At 53.2% G+C, this 24,991-nt stretch carries 23 protein-coding genes; 7 read left to right on the forward strand and 16 right to left on the reverse strand.

Going from position 1 to position 24,991, the window contains the following annotated elements:
- Positions 1-28: 28 nt before the first annotated feature.
- From AC52W5_RS14465 to AC52W5_RS14505, 9 genes are all read right to left on the reverse strand, one after another.
- On the reverse strand, positions 29-502 hold the full coding sequence (locus tag AC52W5_RS14465) for a hypothetical protein (protein ID WP_495671519.1): 474 nt from the start codon (positions 500-502) through the stop codon (positions 29-31).
- The gene (locus tag AC52W5_RS14470) at positions 481-1,203 is read right to left on the reverse strand and encodes an HlyD family secretion protein (protein ID WP_495671520.1); all 723 of its coding nucleotides are present in this window, start codon (positions 1,201-1,203) and stop codon (positions 481-483) included. Before AC52W5_RS14470 ends, AC52W5_RS14465 begins: the two co-directional genes overlap by 22 nt.
- Positions 1,200-1,895 (reverse strand): ABC transporter ATP-binding protein, encoded by a 696-nt coding sequence (locus tag AC52W5_RS14475; RefSeq protein WP_074974571.1) that lies wholly within the window; start codon positions 1,893-1,895, stop codon positions 1,200-1,202. Before AC52W5_RS14475 ends, AC52W5_RS14470 begins: the two co-directional genes overlap by 4 nt.
- A 70-nt stretch (positions 1,896-1,965) precedes the next feature.
- Entirely contained in the window at positions 1,966-3,102 is a 1,137-nt protein-coding gene (locus AC52W5_RS14480; protein WP_074974570.1) for an ABC transporter permease, read from the reverse strand.
- A gap of 311 nt (positions 3,103-3,413) precedes the next feature.
- A complete protein-coding gene (pyk, locus tag AC52W5_RS14485) occupies positions 3,414-4,922 on the reverse strand; it encodes a pyruvate kinase (protein WP_495671521.1) in 1,509 nt (502 codons plus the stop codon).
- A gap of 37 nt (positions 4,923-4,959) precedes the next feature.
- On the reverse strand, positions 4,960-5,445 hold the full coding sequence (locus AC52W5_RS14490; protein ID WP_074974568.1) for an MgtC/SapB family protein: 486 nt from the start codon (positions 5,443-5,445) through the stop codon (positions 4,960-4,962).
- Positions 5,446-5,471: 26 nt separating this feature from the next.
- Positions 5,472-5,933 carry an AI-2E family transporter gene (locus AC52W5_RS14495; protein ID WP_495671522.1) on the reverse strand — a complete coding sequence of 154 codons (462 nt, stop codon included), beginning with the start codon at positions 5,931-5,933 and terminating at the stop codon, positions 5,472-5,474.
- Between the two features lie 35 nt (positions 5,934-5,968).
- Positions 5,969-6,670, reverse strand: a complete 702-nt coding sequence (locus tag AC52W5_RS14500) for an AI-2E family transporter (protein ID WP_495671523.1) — start codon at positions 6,668-6,670, stop codon at positions 5,969-5,971.
- A gap of 217 nt (positions 6,671-6,887) precedes the next feature.
- A complete protein-coding gene (locus tag AC52W5_RS14505; RefSeq protein WP_495671524.1) occupies positions 6,888-8,585 on the reverse strand; it encodes a protein adenylyltransferase SelO in 1,698 nt (565 codons plus the stop codon).
- A 191-nt stretch (positions 8,586-8,776) separates the two neighbouring features.
- Between AC52W5_RS14505 and egtB the strand changes: the two genes are divergently transcribed.
- On the forward strand, positions 8,777-10,075 hold the full coding sequence (gene egtB, locus AC52W5_RS14510) for an ergothioneine biosynthesis protein EgtB (protein WP_495671525.1): 1,299 nt from the start codon (positions 8,777-8,779) through the stop codon (positions 10,073-10,075).
- 1 nt (position 10,076) lies between these two features.
- Here egtB and AC52W5_RS14515 read toward each other — a convergent pair whose 3' ends face one another.
- From AC52W5_RS14515 to AC52W5_RS14535, 5 genes are all read right to left on the reverse strand, one after another.
- Entirely contained in the window at positions 10,077-10,604 is a 528-nt protein-coding gene (locus AC52W5_RS14515) for a hypothetical protein (protein ID WP_074974565.1), read from the reverse strand.
- 56 nt (positions 10,605-10,660) lie between these two features.
- A complete protein-coding gene (locus tag AC52W5_RS14520; RefSeq protein ID WP_074974564.1) occupies positions 10,661-11,077 on the reverse strand; it encodes a PRC-barrel domain-containing protein in 417 nt (138 codons plus the stop codon).
- A gap of 210 nt (positions 11,078-11,287) precedes the next feature.
- Entirely contained in the window at positions 11,288-11,914 is a 627-nt protein-coding gene (locus AC52W5_RS14525; RefSeq protein WP_074974563.1) for a hypothetical protein, read from the reverse strand.
- A gap of 208 nt (positions 11,915-12,122) precedes the next feature.
- On the reverse strand, positions 12,123-14,642 hold the full coding sequence (locus AC52W5_RS14530) for a mechanosensitive ion channel family protein (RefSeq protein ID WP_495671526.1): 2,520 nt from the start codon (positions 14,640-14,642) through the stop codon (positions 12,123-12,125).
- Positions 14,643-14,831: 189 nt separating this feature from the next.
- Positions 14,832-17,198, reverse strand: coding sequence for a catalase (locus AC52W5_RS14535; RefSeq protein ID WP_495671527.1), 2,367 nt, complete (start codon positions 17,196-17,198; stop codon positions 14,832-14,834).
- A gap of 262 nt (positions 17,199-17,460) precedes the next feature.
- Between AC52W5_RS14535 and AC52W5_RS14540 the strand changes: the two genes are divergently transcribed.
- Entirely contained in the window at positions 17,461-18,453 is a 993-nt protein-coding gene (locus AC52W5_RS14540; protein ID WP_495671528.1) for an NAD(P)/FAD-dependent oxidoreductase, read from the forward strand.
- An 81-nt stretch (positions 18,454-18,534) separates the two neighbouring features.
- Here the strand turns inward: AC52W5_RS14540 and AC52W5_RS14545 are convergent, their stop codons facing one another.
- On the reverse strand, positions 18,535-19,014 hold the full coding sequence (locus AC52W5_RS14545; RefSeq protein WP_074974559.1) for a collagen-binding protein: 480 nt from the start codon (positions 19,012-19,014) through the stop codon (positions 18,535-18,537).
- 123 nt (positions 19,015-19,137) lie between these two features.
- A complete protein-coding gene (locus AC52W5_RS14550; protein ID WP_133669392.1) occupies positions 19,138-19,485 on the reverse strand; it encodes a hypothetical protein in 348 nt (115 codons plus the stop codon).
- A gap of 351 nt (positions 19,486-19,836) precedes the next feature.
- Here AC52W5_RS14550 and AC52W5_RS14555 point away from each other — a divergent pair, with 351 nt between their 5' ends.
- The 5 genes from AC52W5_RS14555 to AC52W5_RS14575 all read left to right on the forward strand — a co-directional run bounded on the left by AC52W5_RS14555 (position 19,837) and on the right by AC52W5_RS14575 (position 24,936).
- On the forward strand, positions 19,837-20,415 hold the full coding sequence (locus AC52W5_RS14555; protein ID WP_074974557.1) for an HdeD family acid-resistance protein: 579 nt from the start codon (positions 19,837-19,839) through the stop codon (positions 20,413-20,415).
- 285 nt (positions 20,416-20,700) lie between these two features.
- On the forward strand, positions 20,701-21,684 hold the full coding sequence (locus AC52W5_RS14560; protein ID WP_495671529.1) for a DnaJ C-terminal domain-containing protein: 984 nt from the start codon (positions 20,701-20,703) through the stop codon (positions 21,682-21,684).
- Positions 21,681-22,037 carry a chaperone modulator CbpM gene (locus AC52W5_RS14565; protein WP_495671530.1) on the forward strand — a complete coding sequence of 119 codons (357 nt, stop codon included), beginning with the start codon at positions 21,681-21,683 and terminating at the stop codon, positions 22,035-22,037. The genes AC52W5_RS14560 and AC52W5_RS14565 overlap by 4 nt, the downstream gene beginning before the upstream one ends.
- Positions 22,038-22,445: 408 nt before the next feature.
- Positions 22,446-22,817, forward strand: a complete 372-nt coding sequence (locus AC52W5_RS14570) for a hypothetical protein (RefSeq protein ID WP_107761992.1) — start codon at positions 22,446-22,448, stop codon at positions 22,815-22,817.
- Positions 22,783-24,936, forward strand: a complete 2,154-nt coding sequence (locus tag AC52W5_RS14575) for a VTT domain-containing protein (protein ID WP_495671531.1) — start codon at positions 22,783-22,785, stop codon at positions 24,934-24,936. Before AC52W5_RS14570 ends, AC52W5_RS14575 begins: the two co-directional genes overlap by 35 nt.
- Positions 24,937-24,991: the final 55 nt, after the last annotated feature.

Consider the following 24,991-nt stretch of genomic DNA (forward strand, 5'->3'; position numbering starts at 1 on the left):
GGTTTGATCCTGCTGACTATTTAGACTGCTATGGCTTCCTTTCTGTTCTTTCCTGCTCCTTCTCTTTCATGGTTGCATCTGCCTGCGTCTCCCCCGAGAACGCTTTTTCCCCGGCGTTCGCCTCTTCCCCGATGTAAACATCCACCAGCTGACCGGGGTAGAGCTGGATACCCTTCGGTTTTTGAAACCGGAAAAGCACCGGCAAAACCCGGACGTCCACGCGCTCCGTGCGTTGATTCGATAACTGTATCTTTGGCGAAACATAGGGTTGCACACGAACATATTCAAGCGGAATGCGGATCTTCGTACCGCGAATGAACATCTGCGCGTGCATTTTTGATGGATCGGGCAAGCGATGGACCAGGATTTCGTCAACGTAGCATCGTACTGCCAGTTCGTTTTCCGGCTTTCCCATGACCAATACCGGATCCATCCCCGAAGTGTATGTTCCATAGATACCTTGCGGGGAAACGTAACTGCCTATGGCAGCGCCGATCGACAAAATGACGCCATCGGCAGGCGCGTAAATCGTATATTTTTGCAGCAACGCAAGCCCAGCCTGATAGGTATTCGAAAGGCGGCATACTGCCGTTCCTGATTGCGAATGTCATAGCTCCACGCGCCGGCCTTCGTCAACTGATAGTTGCGGCTGGCGATCTCCAGATTTGCCCGGGCAGCATTCACCGCATTGATAGCATTGTCGAGAGTATCCTTGCTAACCGAGCGCGGGTCGAGATCATATGAAGCCTGCTGCTTCTGCAGTTGCGTTTCCGCCGTTTGAAGACTAGCGGCTGCATAACCGAGCTGTGCCAGGGAAACATCCAGAACTTCCCTCCGGGGTTGGGCTTTTAGCTCTTCCAGAAGTGCCAGCGCAGCTTCGGCTTGGGAACGCTGCTGCTCCACGGTTGCCCTCTGAATCGAATCATCCATTTTCAGCAACGGCTGCCCCTGCATTACGGTTTGCCCTTCCGCCACCATGATTTGCGTGACCACCCCGGCGACCTCGGGGTATAGATTGATGTTTTCCCCCGTGGACTGGTAGCTCTCTATGATTCCGTTCGAATAAATTCCTTTTGCATAAGGATTCTGTGCGGGATTGAAGACAGGAGGTTGGGGTTTCTTCTGCTGACTAGCCAGAAATGCGCTCACGACCCCGGCCAGAATACCGAGGGCGGCAATGGCGATCAGAATCTGATTTCTCAATGATCTGCCCTTTTTTCAATCCCGACGGTCTTGCCATCCTCCATCCTCATCATTCTGTCGGCGTATTCGAAGATGCGGCTGTCGTGCGTGACGATCAGGATGCACCGGGAGTCATTGAGTATGCGGTTCTTCACGAATTCCATAATGCGCCGCCCGGTGTCTCCATCCAGCGAAGCGGTAGGCTCATCGAAAATCAGCAGATCGGGCTGGGCGACCAGGGCGCGGGCAATGGCGACCCGCTGCTGCTCGCCTCCGCTCAATTTCATCGGCGCGAGCTGGGCTTTGTTTTTGAGCCCGACGACATCAAGGTAATGTTCAGCGTCGCGGATGGATTCATTCCAGTCCTTTTTCTTCAGGATGAGGGGAATGGCAACGTTCTCAGCCGTGGTAAGGCGTGGAAACAGGTGGTAGTCCTGGAATACGAATCCGACCTTGTTCAGGCGGAATTCGGCGATCTGATCGGGAGTGAGACTCCAGATATCGACGTGATCAACATTGACTGTTCCTGAATCCGGCCGCAGGATGCCGGAAATCATGCTCAACAACGTGGTTTTCCCGCTCCCCGACGGTCCAACCACAAAAAGAATCTCGCCAAAATAGGCATCGAAACTGACTTCTTTGACAGCGTAAGTCCGAAGATCGCCTTCGCCGAACCATTTGGTCAGTTCTTTGGCTGAAATTGCAGTATCCACAACGCCACCTCTACCGCAGGCTGAGCCTTAAATCGAGACTACCGGGAACGCACGGCGGCCTAGGTCGCGTTCAACCCCGGAAGATATCGAAAGGCTCGATCTTCAGCACCTTTCTTATCCCAATATAGCTCGAAATCGCCGCAATAATCAGGACCATGACAAATGCAAAGGCAAGGGTGGTAAAAGTGACGGTAGCTGAATATTCCGGAACCCTGATCTTTGCCAGTACGATAATCAGGACACATAGACCGACTCCCAGCCCGTACCCCACCAACGCAGTGAACGTTGCCTGAAAAAGGATCATGTATATGAGCTCTCTCCCCTTGGCCCCGATGGCTTTCAGTGCGCCGAATTTTTCAAGATTCTCAAGGATGAAGGTATAAAACGTCTGCCCGGAAATGGAGAGACCAACCAGGAAACTCACTGCGGTCATGATAAGGATATTGGTGCCCAGACCCGTCTGATATTTATAGAAATTCGCGATCTTCTCCATGAATTCATCCTTCGTCAGCGCGAGATAACCGAGGCGGCGGACTTCGCTTTCAATATGCGTAACCGCCTCGGGACTCTTCGGCTCAACGAGGATGTACGAAATTGTGAATCGCGGAGAGGGAATGTACTGGATTGCCTTGCTGTAAGTCGTATAGAGAGTCGGAAGGCCGAACAGTCCGCTTGCCCCGACCTTGGCGATTCCTACAATCACCCCACGGTGGTCATTGAGCTCGAACTCGGTTCCCACCGTTGGATGCCCGAGCTTGCGCACCTCCGTATCCTGAACCACGATGAAGGCGTTCTCGGCATAGATGTCTTCAATTTCACCTTCGATCAATTCGGGACGGCCGAAAAGGCTATTGTCGTCCAGCCCCAGGATGGTTACCGGCTGAAAAATGCCATTCCTCAGCTTGACCAACGCAGCACCTGAATACAGAGGGACTGCATAATTGACGCCCTCTATGCTTCTCACCGCATCGAGAACGTAGTCGGGGAGAGGGATGCTGCTGGCAACGTTACTGACAGCGGGATCCATGACCCACATATCTGCTCCCAGATTGATGACGGTCGATGAGGATTTGATGAGAATGCCTGAGAATATGGAGGTCATCTGCACCATCAGGAAAACCGCGAAGGTGATCCCGACCAGCAAGGCTGCATATTTTCCTTTGTCATTGACAAGGAGTTTGAAAGCAATTTTCAGGATTCCTTTCACGCTTCTCTCGCCGCACGCTGCCTCTGCTATTTTCCCTCGTACAATGGAACGACTTGTTTCATTATAGTTCGCCTAGGCGATAGTCATTGGAGATGCCGTGTAGATTCTTTCGGCCTTGATCTGTTTCCTTCTTCAGGAATCGCTAAAAATTGATTCCATTAATTGTAGGGCTCGGTGTTGACGTTTCCAGGCAAACATCCCTGGTGTCTCTGGACAGGCGAGAAGAGAACCAAGCCGGAGATATTCCTGCTTCCATAAAGATAAATCATGACGGCCGTTCCGAAGCAACGCAGACACTGAAAACTGACGCGTCAAGCAGGCAGCTGAACGATCTGCAAGGTATCGAGTTTTCCATCAGTCATCTGTGACCCCATCAGAAGAACGACTTCATCCCCCGGCCGCGCCAATCCTTGTGCCAGCAACCAGGCCCGTGCCTTCGTTATCAAACTTCGAGGCTCGGCAGTAGCGTTGCATTCGGCGCATAAAAGCGGTGCAATCGCATGAGCCAGCGCCAGGCTGCGATATAGCGTGGCAGAACCGGTGATCGCAACGACGGGCACCTGCGCCCGGAAACGCGCAACTTCCAGCGCTGCTGCCAAGGATTGAACGAAAACAACCACAGCCCGGGCATCCATGCGTACTGCAAGCTCACAAGCGGAAAAGCCAAGATTAGCCTGTTTCGAACCCGATATACTGACGGACTGCATCTCATTCAGCCCGTGCTTGTCATATCCGGCCGCATCCTCGAGTTTGCCGGATCTGTTATGCCTTGCTTCAGTAGCGGCAATCACCCGGTGAAGAACCCTCACAGCCGCAGCGGGAAACTGCCCGATTGCCGTTTCGGCGGAAAGCATCACGGCGTCTGTCCCATCCAGCACCGCATTGGCCACATCGGTTACCTCCGCACGTGTCGGATGCTCGTACGCCACCATGGATTCAAGCATCTGGGTAGCGGTAATTACGGGACGTGCCCGAGCGTTCGCTACCGATATAATCCGCTTCTGTATCAGCGCAATTTCGGCGAGATCGGTTTCCACCCCCAGGTCTCCCCGCGCCACCATTACCCCATCGGCTGCCTCCACAATCTCCTCCAGATTGACGAGTGCCTTGCGCTTTTCTATCTTTGCCATCAAGAGCGGTCCACCAGTGGAAGGAAGCAACGCACGCACACGGTGGATATCATCAGCTGACTGAACAAAGGAAATTCCTATCCATTCCACCTCCCGGGAAAGCGCAAAGACAAGATGTTGCCGATCATCGGCAGTCGGAACGAGCTCAAGCAGAGCCGATTCAGGAACATTGATACCGGACCCGGAACGCACAATGCCGCCGATAAGAACTTCACATCGAACCCGGGTTGCATCGAGTCCAGGCTGAGCCGGCGCACTGGCCCCTACACAAAGCTCGACCGATCCGTCAGCCAGGAATACCCGCTCCCCTGCCCGCAGCGCCTGGAGTAATTCGGGGTTGCGCACTGGCAACCGGCTGCCGTCCGTATCATCAGTACCCGCTTCTACCGCCCTGCCCTCTTCCACAAGCGTAACGATAGCGCCTTCAGCTAGCCTGCAACAGTCATTGGGCAGATTGCCAAGACGGAACTTTGGACCGGGTAGATCGACAAGAATAGCTACCGGTTGCCCAGCCTCACTTGCCGCCCGGCGAACTTGTTCGACGCGACGCGAATGCGTGATGTGATCACTATGCGAGGCATTGATGCGAGCGACATCCATTCCTCCGCTGATCAGACCTTCGATAACTCCGGGCGCATCCGTTGCAGGACCCAACGTACAAACAATTTTGGTTCGATGCCATGGGGTCATAGCTGGTATTCCAATCGATCTGGTTCCACTCGGTCACCTAATGCAGTGTGCCTTTTGGCAGGATTTTAGGCACGAGATGTAAAATGACAAATGCAAGAAAAGCGCTGAGAACAGCCGAACCCTCGCGCCCTAAACCTGCCGCGATACCCACCGCGGCTGTCAACCATAAGCCTGCCGCCGTAGTCAGTCCTTTTACTGTTTCCTCGTTGGTGCTTTTAAGAATGGTCCCAGCCCCCAGAAATCCGACACCCGTAATGACGCCTTGAATTACACGCGACACCTCCGCATCAGGCATTTGCATTTGCTGCGGGACGAGCACGAAGATAGCCGCGCCGACGGCGACCAGCATGTGGGTGCGCACGCCCGCCGCCTTGCCGCTATGTTCCCGCTCCAGGCCGAGCAACGCACCCAATATTGCAGCTATCGCGAGGCGCAAGATGACACGGGTAAATTCGACAGCAGTGGGCAGATCGGAGAACTCCACTATTATCGTTTTATATATTTCGTGCCACCATCCGTCCATAACAACTCCAAAGAGGATACATAACGCTATCGCCCCAGCATTTCACCTATAGGCTTGAGCGATTCGATGCCGTCGCAAACCACTTTTGCAACGGCCAATAGCGGCGCCCCCAGAAGCAAGCCCGCCACGCCCCACAGCCAGCCAAAAAATAACAGCACGATGAACAGCACAGCCTCATTCACCCGCGCGAATCTTCCCTGCAACCAAGTGCCGAACAACATTCCAATGGAGCCGGAAATGAAAACTGTTGTCGCCGCTATCGCGAGGGCAAGCGGAAGGGAACCAAATTGCAGCAAACCTGCTATGCCGCTTGCCAGCAGGATAATCATCGTCCCGAGATAAGGAACAAAACGTAATATCCCGGCAGCGACTCCCCACACTCCGGCGTGTTCCAATCCATACAATTCGAGTGCCCACCAGGTGAGTACGGCGATCAAAGTATTCGATATGATCAAGACAAGCAGGTAGCGCTGGACCTGTAAATGCACTTCCTCCAGTATTCGAACCGCATCCTTCTTGCGTGTCAGCGATGCCCGACCAGCTTTATGAGCTTACGGCGAAAATGTGTTCCTGCCGCCAGCAGGAAATAGGTCAGCAGCAACACGACCGGCATTTGCGCGGCAAACGAGACCAACAACGCGGACTGCTTGAGTAGAAAATCCTTGACCCATGCGCCATCTTCCGGCTGGCTTGTAATAACCACCGCCGCCGCGGGCGATTTCAATCCTGCATCTACCGCCGCTTTCTCAAGCTCTTTCGCCGCTTTCTCGACCTGCTGCAATACGGTTGGCCCGTCGGCTCGCAGGGTTCTCAGACTATGCCGCAACTTGTGCGCAACCTCAGGAAGTTTTTCCACTATGAGGGCTGCATCACCGCTCAAGGATAAGGCTACCCATGAAACGCTGCCAAGCAGGACAACAAGCACAAGCGCAGCCCCGAGTACGCGAGGGATGCGGCAGCGCTCGAGCCAACCAACTACAGGACTTAACGCGTTACTCACGAGAATGCCGAACAGCAAGGGAATAAAAAAGGTCTGCGCGAAATGCAGACCTCCTAGCAGCGCAACCAGTGCGATTATCCAGAGTGCGATAGCTGTCCCAAAACGAGGTAAAGCGCGAAGCGCCGCAGCTTCCTCATCTATCGCCTGAGTGGAAGCGCCGGGAGAACCTTCCTCTGATCCCCCTTCCAGTCTTTCAGGAAGCAGCTTTTCGGGCACAGCACTCATGATCTAGTTGTTATTCATTTCAGATGAGATGAGCGCTAGCGCTGAATATTGAGCAGGTATGGAAACTGATCTTGCCAATCTTGCCACATCACAAGCTTCCCGCTGGTTTTCGTGCTTTTTAAAAAAAGAAGTGCAAATGCTGGCAGTGCACATGTCCTTCTTTCCACTGCAACTCCCGGTCCTACATCAGAAACACGTCGCCACCCAATAAACGTGCTCAGGAGCTGCACGACAAAGCGGAGCAGCCGGGCTTGTTACGCGCCCACTCCGGACGTCTTGCCGTAAGGTCCTCGTACTCAGGCTGTTCGTCATAGGGGTGCTTCAGCACTTCCATCAATCGCGTTATCACAGAGTCGTCCCCCCGTTCTAGTGCTTCTATCGCCTGCTGTGCGAGATAGTTGCGTAGCACATATTTGGGATTTGCACGGCTCATGCGATGGTAACGCATATCTGCGGGCTCCCCTTCCTGGCGGGCTCTTGCGATATAGCGTCGCAACCACCCGGCCAGTCGTGTGAGGTGCGCATGAGAAAATGCCTGGTGCTCGTCGTAAAACGCCGGGCGGAATAGCTCGACCAGTCCATGGTCGTTCATTTGATCCACGCTTTCCAGGCTCTCTGGAACATGGAGGGTTGCTGCTCTGTCTCCGGAGATCGGATTCAGGGGAATGTTCATCAGGCAACGAAAGAACAACGTCATATCCGTCTCAACCTGTTGCAGCGTTTCGAATAGGTCGCTCAAAAGCGAGTCATCGTCGGAGTGTTCGAGTGAGGCCAACCCCAGCTTGGCGGCCAGCATGCCACTCCAGGTGTTATTGAATGTTTCACCAAAGACTGCCAACCCCTGCTCCAGCGCACCGTCATCCTCGATCAGTGACGTCAACGCGCCGGCCAGGCGAGTCAGATTCCATTGCGCGATCTTGGGCTGGTTACCATAGCAATAACGCCGCCCCTGTGCATCAGTGGTATTAGGCGTCCAGTGCAGATCGAAACCTTCGAGCCACCCATAAGGACCATAGTCTATCGTCAGCCCCAATATGGACATATTATCGGTATTCATCACACCGTGGACGAAACCGACACGCATCCAGTGCGCGATGAGGATACCTGTGCGGCGACAAACCTCCTCGAACCATTTCGCATAAACTTCAGGTGCCCGATAGGATGAGGCCAGTTCTGGAAAATGTTCGCCTATCACGAAGTCGGCGAGCTGCCTGAGAAGTTCTGGCTCCTTCTGGGCAGCAAGTATCTCGAAATTGCCAAAGCGCAGGAACGAGGGCGAGACGCGGCAGACGATCGCGCCGGGTTCCGCCTCCGGATGCCCGTCGTAAAACATATCTCGTATCACCGGTTCCCCTGTCGCAACCAGGCTTAATGCCCGCGTAGTAGGCACCCCAAGGGAGTGCATCGCCTCACTGCACAAAAACTCGCGCACGGAAGAACGCAGGACCGCACGTCCATCCGCGGTGCGCGAATAGGGCGTTTTCCCTGCACCCTTGAGTTGCAGCTCGTAGCGCTTATCGTTTGGGCTGATCAATTCCCCCAAAGTGATGGCACGCCCGTCGCCAAGCTGCCCTGCCCAGTGTCCGAACTGGTGTCCGCCATAACGTGCTGCATAAGGCTGCATGGACGAAAGGATTCTGTTACCGGCAAGCACTTCCACTGCTGGCGAAACTGGAGATGCCGGGCGGGCAATACCCAGCATTTCGCCGACTGCATCCGCCCAGGCGAGGAGTCGCGGTGAGCGAACAGGCGTAGGACTCACACGTGTATAACCGGCATTGAGCACCTGACGGGGAACATTCCGCGTTTCCGGATCGCCCGGTAGCTCGCGCACAAAGCGGTTATCGAACCGTGCATCGGACAGATCTGACAGCGTGACGCTCGGCATACTCCTCTGAAGATTGCTTTGGCTCATTTATTTCCTTATGCTGGAAGCAGATTCATCAAACGATTGGGCGACTTCACAAGCAAGCTGCACAAACTGGCTCATTGCTATTACAGCATCCCCCTTGTAAGCTTGCCGGGAATAAAGCCCTTTCATCCTGATTAGAACATCGAACTGTCCAAGTGTTCTGGGTGTAGATCGCTATCCTTCGGAGGACTGCCATGACAACGCCGTTGTACGTAAAATATTCCTCGATCCGCGACCGGACTTTGAGTCTGATCGAGCCACTGATCGACGAGGACTGCTGTGTACAATCCATGCCCGAGACAAGCCCGGTAAAGTGGCATCTGGGGCATGCTTCATGGTTTTTTGAGAAATTTGTATTGCAGCACTACGAAAAGTCCTTCACGCCTTTTCATCCGGCTTTTCTCACGATGTTCAGCTCGTACAATAAATCCGGTCAGACCCACCCTGATCCGAAACGCGGGCTGTTCACCCGCCCGTCCTTGTCCTTGACTCGAGAATACCGCAATAACGTCAACGAACGTATGGAGCAGGTCCTGAAACGCTCGGAAGGAGACGAAATGCTGCGCATGCTCGCGGTGCTGGGAATGCATCATGAGCAGCAGCACCAGGAACTTATGCTGGCCGACGTCAAGCATCTGCTTTCCCAAAGCCCTTTGAACCCTTCCTATAATAGGAATCCGCTCCTTGATTCCCCTGTCCCCCCGCCCCTCGAATGGTGTCGTTTTGACGGGGGTCTCGTTGAAATAGGCTATAAGGGAGACGAGTTCAGCTACGACAATGAATCGCCCCGTCACAAGCAATACCTGGAACCCTACCAGCTCGCATCCCGGCTTGTCACCAATCGCGAATACCTCGAATTCATGAAGGCCGGCGGATATGACAATCCTGAGCTGTGGCTTTCCGAAGGATGGGACTGGATGAAAGCCAACCGCCGGTCGCATCCTCTTTACTGGCGGGAAAGCGATCAGGGATGGGAGGAATTCACCCTCAGTGGTCCCATGCCACTGGACCTGAATCTGCCGGTCATTCATGTGTCCTTCTACGAAGCCGATGCCTTTGGGCGATGGGCAGGCGCCAGGCTCCCCACGGAAGCCGAATGGGAAAATGCTGCTTCTCAACAGGAGATAGAAGGTTGCTTCGCTGATAACAACCGTTTTCATCCCTCCTCCGCAGGCGAGGCTACCCCATCTGCAAATGCCGGAGGCCTCGCTCAACTCTATGGTGATGCCTGGGAATGGACGCAGTCGAGCTATTCCCCATATCCGGGTTACAATCCTGCAAAACCTAACGAGAACGAACCGATGTCCTTTGTCTGGGATGAGGCGGTAGGCGAATATAACAGTCGGTCTATGGTGAACCAGTATGTGCTGCGCGGCGGGTCATGCGCGAATCCAAAAGAGCGGATACGGGCAAGTTTTCGCAACTTCTTCCCCGCGGATACATGCTGGCAGTTTTCCGGAATTCGTCTTGCGAGAGATTTGAGAGATTCTTAAATCAGTGCCGTTTATGAAATTCGACTCCCGCATCGATCACGTCGCGCGCAGCAAGGCCGACCGCAAGCGCGGCGAAAATTGCGGTTAAAGATTTTCCTGAAACCCGCTTTTCGAATCCTGGCGTAAACCGCTTTGGAATGAGGTGATAATCAATAATGTAAGCCGCAGCTGCTACTGCGGCTCCGCGGCAAACGGGTTTGACGAGAGACACTGGTCCAGGGGATACAGTGAAAGGAAGTCTTCCCATGCGCTGCCTGGCACCGTGGCTGCCAGACAGTTTCTCGTAAAATGACGCCCAGAAAATGGTGGATGCGTGATTCAAGAGAAAACCCGTCAGGGTATATTTTAGCGATGGGCGGTCATGGTAGGCGGCCTCCTCCCCCCAGATAATATGGCTCGTTGCGTTTAGAGGTGCCGCATAAGAGCCATTTTCATATTTTCCGGCGAACGAAGCGACACCTGCTGTTGCAAGACCGCTTACCGTTCCGGATATTACGGCCCGCCCCAGGATACCCCTATTATTTTTCATGTAATCCCTCACTATTTACTGCTGCAAGTGAAGAGCAAACGCTGCCAGAATTTCCCTCATCCAACGCGCTGATTATCATAATATGCGTTAATCTGGCTGTTCCACGATTCATCAGCCATATCCGGCCAGTTGTCCTTGTCGAAACCGGGTGCTGATTCCAGACGTTCCTTCTCCACGTCGAGTATGAAACGCTTGTCCAGCGTTTCCAGCTTCAATGTCAGGACATTCCAGGGCACGGCGAAGAGCTTGTCGCCGACTCCGAGGAATCCTCCGAAAGATAAGACAGCGTAGGCCACACGGCCCTCTTCCACGTCCAGCATGACTTCCTTGATATCACCCAGTTTCTCGCCTTTGTTATTGTAGACGTCCTCTCCTATTGGCCATGTCGCACCCATAAACCGGGGCATAGGGCCCGTGCCATCTATAACTTTGTTCAACCCCTGCGCGTTATGTTCATACCGTTCATAGCTCATGCTATTCTCCTGCTAGATTGATATCTCTCTTGCATCTTTCTCAACTTAATCAATTTAGAAGTTATTTTAAAAATAACAGGCATTCCTCTCTGTTCGGTAACGCACTCATGCTGAACTATCCCTTGCTTGTGCTACCCTTTGTCGAAAGCTTCAAAAGGAATAGGGAGAGCTAATGTTCGTCCAACTTTGGGAAACTGCTGTCAGCGCGAGTCAAAGGTTTTCCATCAATAGCGCTACCACATGCTTGGATATAACCGCATATGCTTCGCGCATAGTATTCGCATCTTGAAAGTATTCCTCAAATGGACGACCTGGAACACCGTCATTCATGGCTGTAATGTAGTCGTAGCGTTCCCATAATTTTTCCTCTTTTGCTGAAACCAGTCGAGCAGCAACGCCCAGAACAGGGCGATACTCACTGGAATATCCATGCTTCTGGGTGAAGCCGTATATTCGTACCTCTACTACGAACTTGGCATCAGAATAAGCAGGGTCAGAAGTAAACTGTTTGTTGAGAAATTTGGGGTGCGTTTTTACTTGTCTCTCAAACTCTTCAAGAACGATAGCCCCAATATTGATCTCATGATTTTTCATGTGATCCATTATCAGCTTGTCGTTGGTCATCATCGCATGTGCCACCAGGTAGCCTAACGGTCCAAATAGAACGCCGCCTGCCGTTTGTGCCGGCCCATGGTAGTGTGCTTTTTCCGGAATCTGCACATTTTTGTCAAAACTCACACTCTTTATGGCAGATTCACGCTCACTTACGAGCTTCGTTGTTGACGCGCAAGCTGATAGCAGAAGGCAAAGCGCCGCTATCAGATATCTTTTTGTCATGACTCCCCCTTTAGTTGATTATTCGCCTAAAATTCCCCGCGAGCGGCTTATTAATGAAAGCGGCGATTGTATCAAACAAGGCAAAATTACTGTAATCGGGAAGGGCAGCAGGAAAACGGGGAAAGACAATGGCTTCTGTTCCAGCAGGGGCAATTACGGGTTGAGATTCCAGTATCTCGTCAGCCTAAAATTTGAAGTAATCGAATGTTTATTGGGCTTGAATGATGGGCTTAGATGGCTCGCTGCCAGCTTGGATTTCGTTACTCTCCATCACAACCTGCCGTTTCTGAGGATTGACGAACCGGATGTTCGATTCACGGAAACGCTCCAGAATCCGTAAGTTGAAGCCGCGCTGTACTGGCCATCGGCCTTTATCCAGAGTCCGTATCTGTCCAAGAATGGTAATCATGAACCCATCCATCTGGTCGACGCCCCAGATATCAGCTTCCGACAGGATGAGGTCCTTGAAACGTGGATCGGTTCGCATATCATCGACCACACTCCTGATGGCAGCAAATACCTTTTCGACATCTGAATCAGCAGTCACGCTGACCCTGATCGAAGCATTCCCAAGACCCCGATTGGTGTTGGTGACGGTTGAAACAGAGCTGAACGGAACCACATGCAGTGATCCGTCCGGAGCGCGCAACCGGACAGTGCGAATCGACAAATGCTCGACCGATCCTGAAAGATCAGCCACTGTGATGAAGTCGCCAACCTGGATGGCATTTTCCATGAGCAGGAAAATTCCGGTGATGAAATCCTGCACCAGCTTCTGTGAACCAAAACCCAATGCAACTCCGATGATACTGGCGCCGGCCAACAGGGGCGCAATGGTGATGCCGAGCTCATCCAGTGCTGCAAGCAGCACTATCATGATAAAGACAGCGGACATGGTCGTGCGCAGCATAGGCAGGAGGGTACGCAGGCGGGCGGCACGAGCAATATCGCCAGCCTTCCCCCAACGATCGATGCGTTGGCAGATCGCCGTATTCAATGACTCCCATGCCGCCAGTGCCAAAGCACAGGTAACTGTGATTGTAACAACAGCCGAAGCCACACGTCGGCCAACTGATCCGCTTTCAAACCAGGACAAAGTATCCACGCCCCAAACCCAAAGCAATACGAGCCCGGTAACAACAGCGATCAACAATGAGACCGCACGATGTATCAGGAGGTGATAGGGGCTTTTTGTTCCAGCTTCGATTGATCCTTCGAACAGCTGCTGTCCTTGCTGCTCCGGTGTATTTTTCCGGTCGGCAATGAATGCGCGGTCGATTGCGCCAAGAACAAAAATCGACACAAGGCTCGCGCTGATAATAACCACGGCTGATAGCGCAAAGATGTGGAGCACCTGCTGAAACCCATTTTCCGTTCCCATCGACCACAACAGCCAAGCGCCTACGATAAGAAACGTTGCCACGAAAAGCCAGCTATCAGCCAGGAGTCTCCGTAGCCCGGCCAGGACTTGACTGTTCTCGGCGGAACCACGGATCACTGCTGCCACTTCCTTGCGACTGCGAAAAATCATTATCAGCAGCATGATATGGACAATGAGAGCCACCAGTTTGGAAAGCGCGTCATGAGTGTCGAGGGTCGCTCCAGTTTCAAGGGCGATATCAGCAATGGCAGTACCAAAAACAGCGACGATAACAATGCGTCGCAACCAGAGATTCAGGAAATTTGCCGCCTCGTCACTGATATGCATCAGGCGCAAGCGCTGCCCGATTGGCGATGCCATGAGGTGACCGATACTTAACGCGATTCGCGTAGTAGCATAAGCGCTGATGAGCGGAATCGTGGTTGTGTAGAATATTGACGATCTTCCGCCAAAGGCAGTCAGGAGCAAAGTGGCTCCTGCCACGAACCCCCCCACTGGAACCAATTCGAGCAACCAATAACCCAGAGCAAATGGAAAGCGACGCAACAGGCTCCAATACCTGTCGACAGCCGTTGTCCTGCCCGTACCAGGACCAGGGCCAGGGGCAACATGCATGCTCGTTGCAGATTGAAGATGAGGAGCAGCCTGGTTCACCTCCTTCTCCGGCCCCACTTTTTCTTTCGCCCTTTCCTCGTCGTCCTTTTGTCGATCAATCGTGTTTTGGCGGACTGCCGCACGGTCTTCAATCATTCTCCGCGGGTGCCGCAGGGCCCGTCTCAGTACCCATTCGGTAAATAGCCCCCCGCCAAGTATGAGAGCAACCTCCAATAATGCCTCCAGGACAATGGCACGGCGTTCCGGCACACCCAGATTGTTCTGCCACCAATCGCCCACCGTTCTTATCTGGAGAAGTGTTTGAACGGCTGCCCGTAACTGATTCACAACGATGTGCAGTCGCTCGCCGATGAGATCGAATACCTGGGCGACAAGTCCACCCTTGGCGATTTCGATAGGAACACCCCCTGCCGGTGGAACACCGGAGGACGAGGCTCCATTGGTTTGTACGGCAGCAGGAGATTGGTCGGAATCAGAAGTTGCAGCGGGTGCGGAAACTTCGTCTGATGTGTTTGCCAGTGGCGCTTCCGCCGTCGCTTGTGCGATTGCCCTTAACGTCTGTTCGAGCTCCGCACGCTTTGCATCGTCCTGAAGAATCGATAGCGTCCGCCTGGCTTGAGCGGGAGTAAGTGTGGATTGGGTGGCTTGTTCTTCCGCCCCAGCCTGATTTACTGAAATAATCGGCAGCAGCATACCGATTGCCACAAAGGTAAGGATTTTGTTCAGTGACATGGTAAAACGGTGTTGGTTTGCAACGTCGATCAAGTCGATCGAACATTGGTCGGCTATGGATACAATTGATGATGCAGGGAGGCAGGAACAACAATTCGAATTGCTTGTTCCGACGACGACATTCTATAAAGCTACAAGACTCGCCGTAAGGATTTCGGCCTTCCGGCCAAAATAAAATAAATAAGCGCCCTAAACAGGCGAAGGGTCCATTTCCCTTTCAAAATGACGATGTGCTGCTATAGCCTCAATGAAGCGGGTTGACGCGTTTCCAATATCTTCATCTTCGAAGTGGAGAAGCCCGCCATCCTGTCCGCCTGACTGCAATGTCCATTTTATACCGGAAGCTTCGATCAATTTCCTGCCATCGCCCAGCACCAGTATGGGTTTACAATGGCGATATTGCTCCTTGACGAATTCCAGCGCCTGACCCAGACGAGTGAGCGCGTCTATACCCTCGCCTCCACCAGGCACTACCAAAGCGTCGAAAAGGACTGACGGCATGGCCTCCAGCGTTACATCCACCTCCATTTTTCCCTCTGTGGTCCGGATTGAACCCAGCCGTACCCCAACGAAGCGCGGCACCGCTTGTTCTCCCAGCAGGCGGGCACGCAATGTCGCAATCCTTCCATCTATGCCATCCGCAACGAGAATCGCTATTCTTCTCATACGGATGCCACCATCGCCGGGACGAGCAAAAAGTGACAGAGCGGGAGATGAAGAAACCTCGGGCATAACATCTTTCTCCAGGGCTTTGAGTAGGGGTGGCGGCAAAGCATCCATGCCCAACCCGCGAGCAACAGACTCTGCCAGATCGCTTGCAACATTTTCGAGCATTGCCACCACCCGCTGCCTTATGGCGGGGGATTGGACGCGAGTGAGTTCGAAACGAAAGGCACGAATGATATGCGCCTTTTCCACAGCGCTTTGGCTGTTCCAGAACAGGGTCGCCTGCGTGTAGTGGTCTGCAAACCGCTCAGGTTTACCGCGTACCTTATCTCCCTTCACAGGTTCGGAAAATGACCTGAAGCCGGCCGCACCCGCTTGAAAGGGGCAACCTCCCGCAAGGGAATTCGGCTCGTATGAAACCCGGCCTCTATTGATGCTCTGGCGATGCATCCCGTCCCGCTGGTTATTGTGAACTTGTGCAATGGGCGAATTGATTGGAATCTCGTGAAAATTCGGCCCGCCCAAGCGTGTCAATTGGGTGTCGACATAGGAATGAATGCGTCCCGCAAGGAGGGGGTCATTACTGAAATCCAACCCGGGAACGATATGCGCCGCGCAAAAGGCTACCTGCTCCGTTTCTGCAAAAAAATTGTCGGGATTTCGATTGAGAATCATACGCCCCACCGGCTTGACCGGGACCAGTTCCTCCGGAACAATCTTCGTCGCATCGAGTACGTCAAAGCTGAATTGTTCCGCTTGTTCCTCGGTAAAAATCTGCATGCCCAACTCGTATTCAGGGTATGCGCCACACTCTATTGCTTCCCATAAGTCGCGTCGGTGAAAATCAGGATCGGCGCCCGATATTTTAACCGCCTCATCCCAATCCAAAGAATGGGTTCCTGCGAGTGGCTGCCAGTGAAACTTGACGAATCGCGACTCGCCCTCCGCTGTTACCAAGCGAAATGTATTGACGCCAAAACCCTGCATTGTTCGGAAACTACGTGGAATAGCCCGATCGGACATTAACCACATCAGCATGTGCGTGGATTCGGGCATGAGCGAGACAAAATCCCAGAATGTGTCATGCGCCGTGGAAGCTTGTGGAACTGCAAAATGCGGTTCAGGTTTGGCTGCGTGCACCAGATCGGGAAACTTGATGGCATCCTGTATAAAAAATACGGGAATGTTATTTCCTACCAGATCCCAGTTGCCTTCGTCTGTATAAAACTTGGTTGCGAAGCCTCGGGCATCGCGCGCAGTGTCTGCAGAGCCCCGCTCCCCGATCACTGTGGAGAAACGGACGAAAACAGGAGTGCGCTTCCCCGCCTCGGCAAACAGGGAAGCACACGTATACTGGGCAAGTGATTCGTAACATTCGAAATAACCGTGCGCAGCAGATCCGCGGGCGTGAACCACACGCTCAGGTATGCGTTCATGGTCGAAATGCGTGATCTTTTCACGCAGAATAAAATCTTCCAGCAGCGCCGGACCACGATAACCCGCCTTCAGCGAGTTCTGGTTATCACCGACAGGAACACCTTGGTTGGTGGTAAGAGTCTGATTACTCGAATCCGCTCTTACACGGTCCAACGGTTCGTTGCCGGCGTTGAAACGTAGCCGAGGTTCACCCGACCCGACTTTCGGTGACGCAACTGTTTCAGTTAACGTACTCCCAGTAACAAATGGATCGGAAGGCGCTACCGTTTGGCCCTTCTCGGGAGAAGTGGAAGCTTCTCCATGTTCTCCGGCCTTGTTGGCGTTATAAGGTATTGCCGATGCGAGTTCGTCAGTAGCGGAGAGCTTTCTGGTGAAATCGTTCGCCGGTGAACCAGTCGGGTTAGCGGGTCCCCCAATGGTAGATTTATTGTCCTTTTCGTTACTCGTTCCCATCACTAGTCCCCCTGAATTAGACTGATGATCCATAGTGAAGCCTCACGAGGCTTTTTTCGGTACGCCATCATACATAAGCTAATTTTTCTTCCACTGCAGAATGTCGCAGCATGGGTCAAGCCCCTTCATTTGCATCCGCTATGTGTTGTCACGAACCGAACCGAAAAGAATCCAGCGGTACTGTTTCGAAAGTATTGAAATGGTGTTCTTATTCTCCACACCCAAAAATAAATAGCGGTCTGAGTTTCCGCTAAAACGCGCCATGGAGTTTAGCAACCTGAAATCACCTGGAGTAGTCGATTGCTTGATCATCGGGGCTGGTCCGGGTGGACTTACCGCAGCAATTTATCTCGCTCGCTTTCGGCGCAATATTGCAATTGTTGACAGTGGATTCAGCCGCGCAGCGCTCATCCCTACCACCCATAACTGCCCCGGCTTTCCCATGGGTATCTCGGGAAAGGAATTTCTGAATCGGCTGCGCTTACAGGCGGCGCAGTACGGCGTTGAAGTACAGGCCGGTGAGGTCATGCGACTCAAGCAGGTTGAAAATTTTTTTGAGGCACATGTGAGCAATAGTGCCAACAGCGGAACTAGCCGCCATAGGGGTGAGGGTGGGAGTGGCGGAATGTCGATAATCCGTGCCATTACGATATTGCTGGCAACGGGAACTGCTGACTTGAGACTGGATACGAAGCACTGGAAAACGTGCATACAAAAAGGGCTTATTCGCCTGTGCCCCGTTTGTGACGCTTACGAAGCGAAGGGTCAGAACATCGCCCTGATATCCTCTTCCCCTCGGGAGGGTGTAAAGCACGCGCTGTTTCTGCGAACATACAGCCGGAACGTGACACTGCTCTATCAGGCCAAGGCTGAACTGACGAGTGCCGAAAAAAGAAGGCTTCGTAAGGTCAATGTCGAGGTGATTGAGGACGCGCTCGGCAGCCTCCATATAACGGGAGAATCGAAACCTTCGGTACGCCTTTCAAATGGAGAAGAGCTTCAGTTCGATGTAATCTACCCCATGCTGGGCGAGAGCCCCAGATCCCAGCTCGCGGTTCAGCTCGGGGCGCGCTGCAACAGGCAAGGAAAACTGATTGTCGACCGGCACCAGCGTACCACTGTGGCCGGGGTATATGCGGTGGGAGATGTGGTTGATGAACTGAATCAGATCAGTGTTGCTGCGGCACATGCCGCCATTGCCTCTACCGACATTCAGAACCGCTTGAACAAACTAGGTTATAGGCTTTGCCCGTAGCTTCTGCCGTTCATGGGTTAAGGGGTGTACTCTCCAGGATCCTTGGTGATAAATCCCTAATGGCATCCTCTGAACTTACCATTACCTGTCTTCCTCATTCCCGGGAGCAGGCCATAGCAACATTATTTTGTTGCTGCCCCCTTTCCCTATGCTCACATCACGATGAAGCGTCTTCGATTCATACGAAGCATCGATCGAATATTTTCCGGGTACGAGCCTGACAAGCAGAAAGGGACCTTCGGTAACTGTATCCAGAATCATAGTGCCAGACCCGTCCTTGATCGTAACGCGAACATCGCTGATGTAGGCAGCACGAGTCGGGCCATTCTGGACAAGTTGAAGCACCAGGGGCCAGGTGCGTGCTTCCTTCAATATTGCCTCCGACTCATCCGCTCCGATCCCTCCTGTCAGATATTCGGTCTGGCCTTGTGATTGCACAGGTGGGAGCGCAGCAGGAGTAGAGGATGAATCTGATCCTGCTTGAGCAAAGCCAGGACTTGAAACAATACTTGCGAGCACAAATACAATTGCAGCTGCGAGAATGTGTTTAACAATTTTCATTAAGCTGCCTCAGGCTTGGCTTCAGCTTGTCTGGTTGAGAACGCTGAAATGATAGCTTTTTGTCTTTCCTGTTCTGCTCATCTGCTGTTGCATGAGCACAAAATGCAAGCATATTAATGTTTCTCAATGTTTCTTTACGTTTCTGTCGGGGGAGACTCCGGGAATATCATCTGCAGCCGGGATATCAGAATCAACTATATCGGATGGTATTCCACGCCGGTCTGTGTCCTTCAGACCCTGCTTCGTATCTTCATGTGCCTGTCCGATTACTTCGCGTGTATGCTCGTTCCCCCGGTGGCTCGTGCCGGTTGGCCGAGTTGTCTCGTCGCGCTCATGCGGCAACAGGGCCTGATGCTCTGCCTTATCCTTGGCACCTGGTTTCGAATTGGGCAAATCCGCCCGTTCCGTCAGTATCCCGGTTTCCTCGCATTCTATTCGCTTGGAAGGAGACTTGTTATCTGTAGTCATCATATCACCCGTAGCGTCAATATATCGAAAGATATTCTTACTGAAAGGCGGAAATCGAAGCCCTGCTAACTGCATAAGTTATCCTTACCTTATCGCATCTACCATACCTCCGGCTGTGCCCCAACGCACATAACCTCACAGATAGATTTATTCTTGTACCCGTTCGTCTTATGTCGGTTAACGCACGGCAAAAGCAATTGACTGCATCCATGATGGCAATCATACGCAAACGACGGTCGTCATCCATTATGATGCCTTTCGAAACTGGATGAAATCTGGTAACGAAGTCTGTAATACCGTCCAATCGCTGGGTTCCACCCTTCATAGCATCACTTGAAAAAGAGAGGTGATATCATGAACGAACTACTTTCGAAATCCTGGCGCTCTCTGGCACTACGCGGTTTCATATCGTTGGTGTTTGGTATACTCGCCGCATTCTGGCCAGGAATAACGCTCCTGTGGCTGCTCGTCATGTTCGCTGCTTATGCCCTCATCCAGGGCGTAGCATCCGCAGTAGCAGCAGTGCAAAACCGAAAAACCAATCGGGACTGGTGGCTGATGCTCCTTTGGGGATTGGTAGGGATCGGAGCAGGTGTGATCGCCTTCGTGCTTCCCAATCTGACCGCTATAGTGCTCGTGCTTGTGATCGGGGTAACCGCACTCGCAAATGGTATTGTGGATATGGTCATGTCGGTCCGCTTGCGCAAGGTCATTCGGGGTGAGGCGCTCTTGTTTCTCAACGGCCTCATCTCGGTCGCATTCGGCGTATTTGTCTTTTTCTTCCCGGGTGCGGGTGCCCTAGCCTTGGTGTGGCTGATCGCGATGTACGCCATCGTTTCGGGGTTATTACTCCTTGCGCTCGCCTGGCGAGCGAAAAAATGGGGAAGTGATCATGAGGAATGGCCTCATGGGTTAACCCATAAGCCCTTATAACAAGAATATGAGACGCGGTAATCCGGATTCCTGCCTGAGCGTGGCCGGATACCGCGCCTGCATAATTGGCACGCTACTGTCCTTCGGTTTACTATCGCCCTGCATTCAAGCAGGCTGTTCCACGGCTGTTAAGCAGTTCTGGCTTGCTTCGGCAATGTTGACCCTGCTTCAAGTCACTATTAAACAACCGCATAGGCTGAGTTGCAGTAATAGTTACATTCTCCAGCGGGATTCGCTATGCTTGAAATCTCAATCCCATAACGATCTCTTTCCGCCGTAATTGCGATGGAATTCAAGGACTATTACAAGATCATGGGCATCCCCCGAGATGCCTCTCAGGATGACATCAAGCGCGCCTACCGGAAACTGGCACGCAAATATCATCCGGATGTCAGCAAGGATCCGCAGGCGGAAGCCCGCTTCAAGGAATTGGGTGAAGCCTATGAGGTGCTCAAGGATCCGGAGAAGCGCGTAGCGTATGACCGCCTTGGCACAAACTGGAAAGCCGATCAGGAATTTCGTCCTCCACCGGATTGGAACGCCGGCTTCGAGTTTTCGCAACAGGGATTTACAGGAGCGGATGCTTCCCAGTTCAGCGAATTTTTCGAATCCCTGTTTGGACGCAGTTTTCGTGCAGAGCAAGCGAGACGCGGAGGAGAAACCCATGGAGGGCCTGGTGGAGCTTTCTTTCATGCCCCTGGCGAGAATCGGTACGCCAAGATAATGATCGATCTGGAAGATTCATATCACGGCGCTACCCGCACTATTTCGCTGCAAGTGCCGGAGGTCGATGCAGAAGGATATGTATCAACCCGTGAACATAAGTTGAATGTGGCTATTCCCCGCGGTATTCGGCCCAGACAATACATTCGCCTTACGGGTAAAGGCGCACCCGGCCACGGTCAGGGAAAAGCGGGCGACCTGTATCTGGAAGTCGAGTTTCGCTCACATCCCATCTATCGAGTGGATGAGTACGACGTCTATCTTGACCTGCCGGTGGCGCCATGGGAAGCGGCCCTGGGCGCAACGGTCACTGTCCCCACTCCGGAAGGAATGGTTGACTTGAAAATACCTGCCGATTCCACTACCGGACGGAAGCTGCGATTGAGAGGACGCGGTATTCCCGGTAAAACGCCGGGGGATTTCTATGTCGTATTGCGCATTGCACCGCCCCCTGCCACCGATGAGAGAGACAAGGCCTTTTACCGCAGCATGGCGGAGCAATTCAAATCGTTCAACCCGCGGGCCAAACTGGGAGTGCAGACATGAGCGACGAAAACGGTCATCGAAACAACGCGCCTTCGCCACCATCGGAACTATCGGTAACTCTTGTCGATGAACAGAACGCATTGACACTGACGGAACTCAGTCACGCATGCTCGGTACAAAGTGGCTATATCATCGAATTGGTGGATGAAGGGTTGATCACCCCACAGATTATGGCGGAAGAGCATGAACCGCATTGCTGGCGCTTCACCGGGACACAGATGCGTCGCGCCAGAATGGCACTCCGGCTGCAAAGCGATCTTGGCATCAATCTTGCGGGAGTTGCGCTTGCCCTGCAGTTACTGGATGAAATTGAGACCTTGCAAATGCGATTGAATGTACTGGATAACTGGTAGCTGCTACCCGGCTTGCACCTTTTGAACCCTCGAATCGTGCGGTGGGAGCTTCCACCCGATATACTGAAGCCCCATCTTTACGCATCAAACCCGTAGCCCTCTCTCCTCATCCGGTTCACTCCAAGCGCTTCGCTCCCCGTTCACGTCGAGAGCGCTTCCTCCTCCATTATCAAGCCCGCCCTTTATGTACGAAAACGAACGGAACGCGAAGCGACAGCTCAGGCATTATCGCCTTTATCGCCCATAGTATAACTCCGGCATTCCAGAGCCGACTCCTCCGCAACCCCATCGGGCCTCGCCGTGCGCAGCAAACGGGCCATAACAGGATGCGGGTAGACCGCAGGTCACGCCTAGTGCCGAGTTATTTTTAAGGGCGAAGCAGCTTCTCAGCCATAGGATAACTTTGAAATGGAAAAAGAACCGCTGATCAAATTGCCCTGGCGTGGGCGTGAAACGATTGAATCAATACCTCTGTTACTGGAAGGGGCGCAGCGAATAGAAATAACCCTCCCCTCCAACTACAACCACGCTCTGTTTGAAACGCTCCATCCCGGAGAACCCCCGGCTCAACTTGAAGAGATTGACGCAGCAGGTGGACCGGAATTACTTGCCCATATTGCAGCCGTCAGCGGTCTGGAGGAATTCCGCTTGCTCACAGGACCTCTAACCGCCGCCCGTGCGAGAGTGCGGGTTTCAAGCCCTGCAAAAGTCTTTATCATACTTCCCGGTGCAAATCTCAAAAGCAATGAACGGATCATCCATCCTGAAGCCGGGGAATAACTGCTGGCGCATCGAGCACGCGGACAAGGCTGCTTTTATCGTTGATGGAGCGGATTTTTTTCGTGCTTTCCGGGAAACGGTAAAACACGCCCGCCGTTCCGTATTGATCATGGCCTGGGACATCGACAGCAGATTGAAACTGGTACGGGATGAGGAACCCGATGGCTGGCCGATCACCCTCGGTGATTTCCTCAACAGCCTGATCAAGCGTAACAGAAATCTCCATGTTCATGTCCTCGACTGGGATTTCGTCATGCTGTTTGCATCTGACCGCGAATGGCTTCCTCTCTATAAACAGCGATGGAACGGCCACCGACGGTTGCATTTTCATCTTGATGATCATCACCCCACCGGGGCCTCTCATCACCAGAAAGTCGTGGTGGTTGACGACCAGGTGGCGTTTGTGGGTGGGCTGGACCTGACGCTGGGTCGCTGGGATACTACTGAGCACGCGGCGTGTGACGAGCGCCGCAGGGATTTGCTGACAGAACCCATACCGCAGCCTTATCACGACATCCAGATGATGGTTTCCGGCCCGATCGCAACCGCACTGGGAGAATTGGCGCGTGAGCGGTGGTTTCTTGCAACGGGACAGAAACTTTCTGCTCCCCGGGGCAGGGGGGAGCCAAACTACTGGCCGGATTATCTTGCACCCGACGTTGAGAACATCGAGGTTGCGATCGCCCGCACTGTTCCCGAATATGAAAACCAGAAAGAAGTGCGTGAGGTGGAACGGCTGGTGCTGGATCTGATCACTTCCGCGCGCGATAGCATCTACATCGAAGCGCAGTATTTTACTACCCACCTCGTAGCGGATGCACTGGTCCGGCGACTGGAGGAAGAGCACGGACCGGAAGTCGTCATGCTGCTGGCGGAACAGACAGTCGGGTGGCTATCGCAATACACGATGGATGTGCTGCGCGAGCGCTTGCTCAAGCGCCTGGTCGCCGCAGATCGTTACCACCGCCTGGCCCTCTATGAGCCGTGCATACCCCGGCTTGTCAACGAATGCGTCAACGTCCACTCCAAGATCATCATTATTGACGATGAGCGGCTGCGTATCGGATCAGCCAATCTCAATAATCGCTCCATGGGACTGGATACCGAATGCGATCTTATGCTTGAAGCGAATGGCAGAGAGGATATAGGCCGGGCAATAGCTGGTTTTAGAACCCGCCTGCTTGCCGAACATTTAGACATGGACGCCAACAAAATCGAGGAGCGTCTCGCGCAGGAAGGGTCGCTGATACATACGATTGAAGCGTTGCGAGGTCATGGCCGTACCTTACGTCCGTGGCAGTTTCGAGTCGATGCCGATGTGGATGCCCTGGTGCCGGACGAGGATATCGTGGACCCGGACAAACCGCTTGATGCGAGCCTACTGATGGCGAAGCTTATTCCTGAAAGAGAACGTGCCCCTGCGCGAAGTCACATTGGTCTTATCGTATCGATACTGATCAGTGTATTGGCGCTCGCAGCCGCATGGCGCTGGTCGCCTCTCAAAGAATGGATAGACGTCAGTACTCTGGTACCGCTTGCCGCCGAATTCGAACGTGCTTCAGCTGCTCCATTCATTACGCTCGGTGTATTCCTTCTCGGTGGTCTGGTTGCATTTCCCCTCACTGTGCTTATTGTAGTATGCGTACTGGTATTTGGCCCCTGGTACGGTTTTCTCTATTCGATGGTGGGTGCGCTATTGAGCGCGGCCTTCAGCTACAGTATCGGCCACCTGATAGGGCGCCATACAGTTTGGCGCTTTGCCGGAAAAAAAATAAGGGAACTGAACAAACGCCTGGGCCGACGCGGGCTCGTGACCATCATCGCTCTCAGGATCATACCGCTCGCTCCATTCACGGTCATCAATCTCGTTGCAGGGGCGTCGCGAATCCGTTTCCGGGATTTCATGCTGGGAAGCACCATAGGCCTGCTGCCAGGGATAACCGGCATATCCGTTTTTACGGATCAGTTGGCCGCCACTATCCAGAAACCTGACCTGCCAGCGTTTACCGCATTGGTTGCCGTTGCTGCAATCATCATCGTTATCGCATGGACATGCTGGAGATGGGCGAATCGACGGCGCGATACGATGAATGCTTCGGCAGTTACTCAATCTGACTGAAGTTTAGCCAAGCGCTGGCTGCGTGTTTTCGGCCGGGCAACTTTCAGTTTAAACA

It is taken from the genome of Nitrosospira sp. CT (assembly GCF_059489795.1).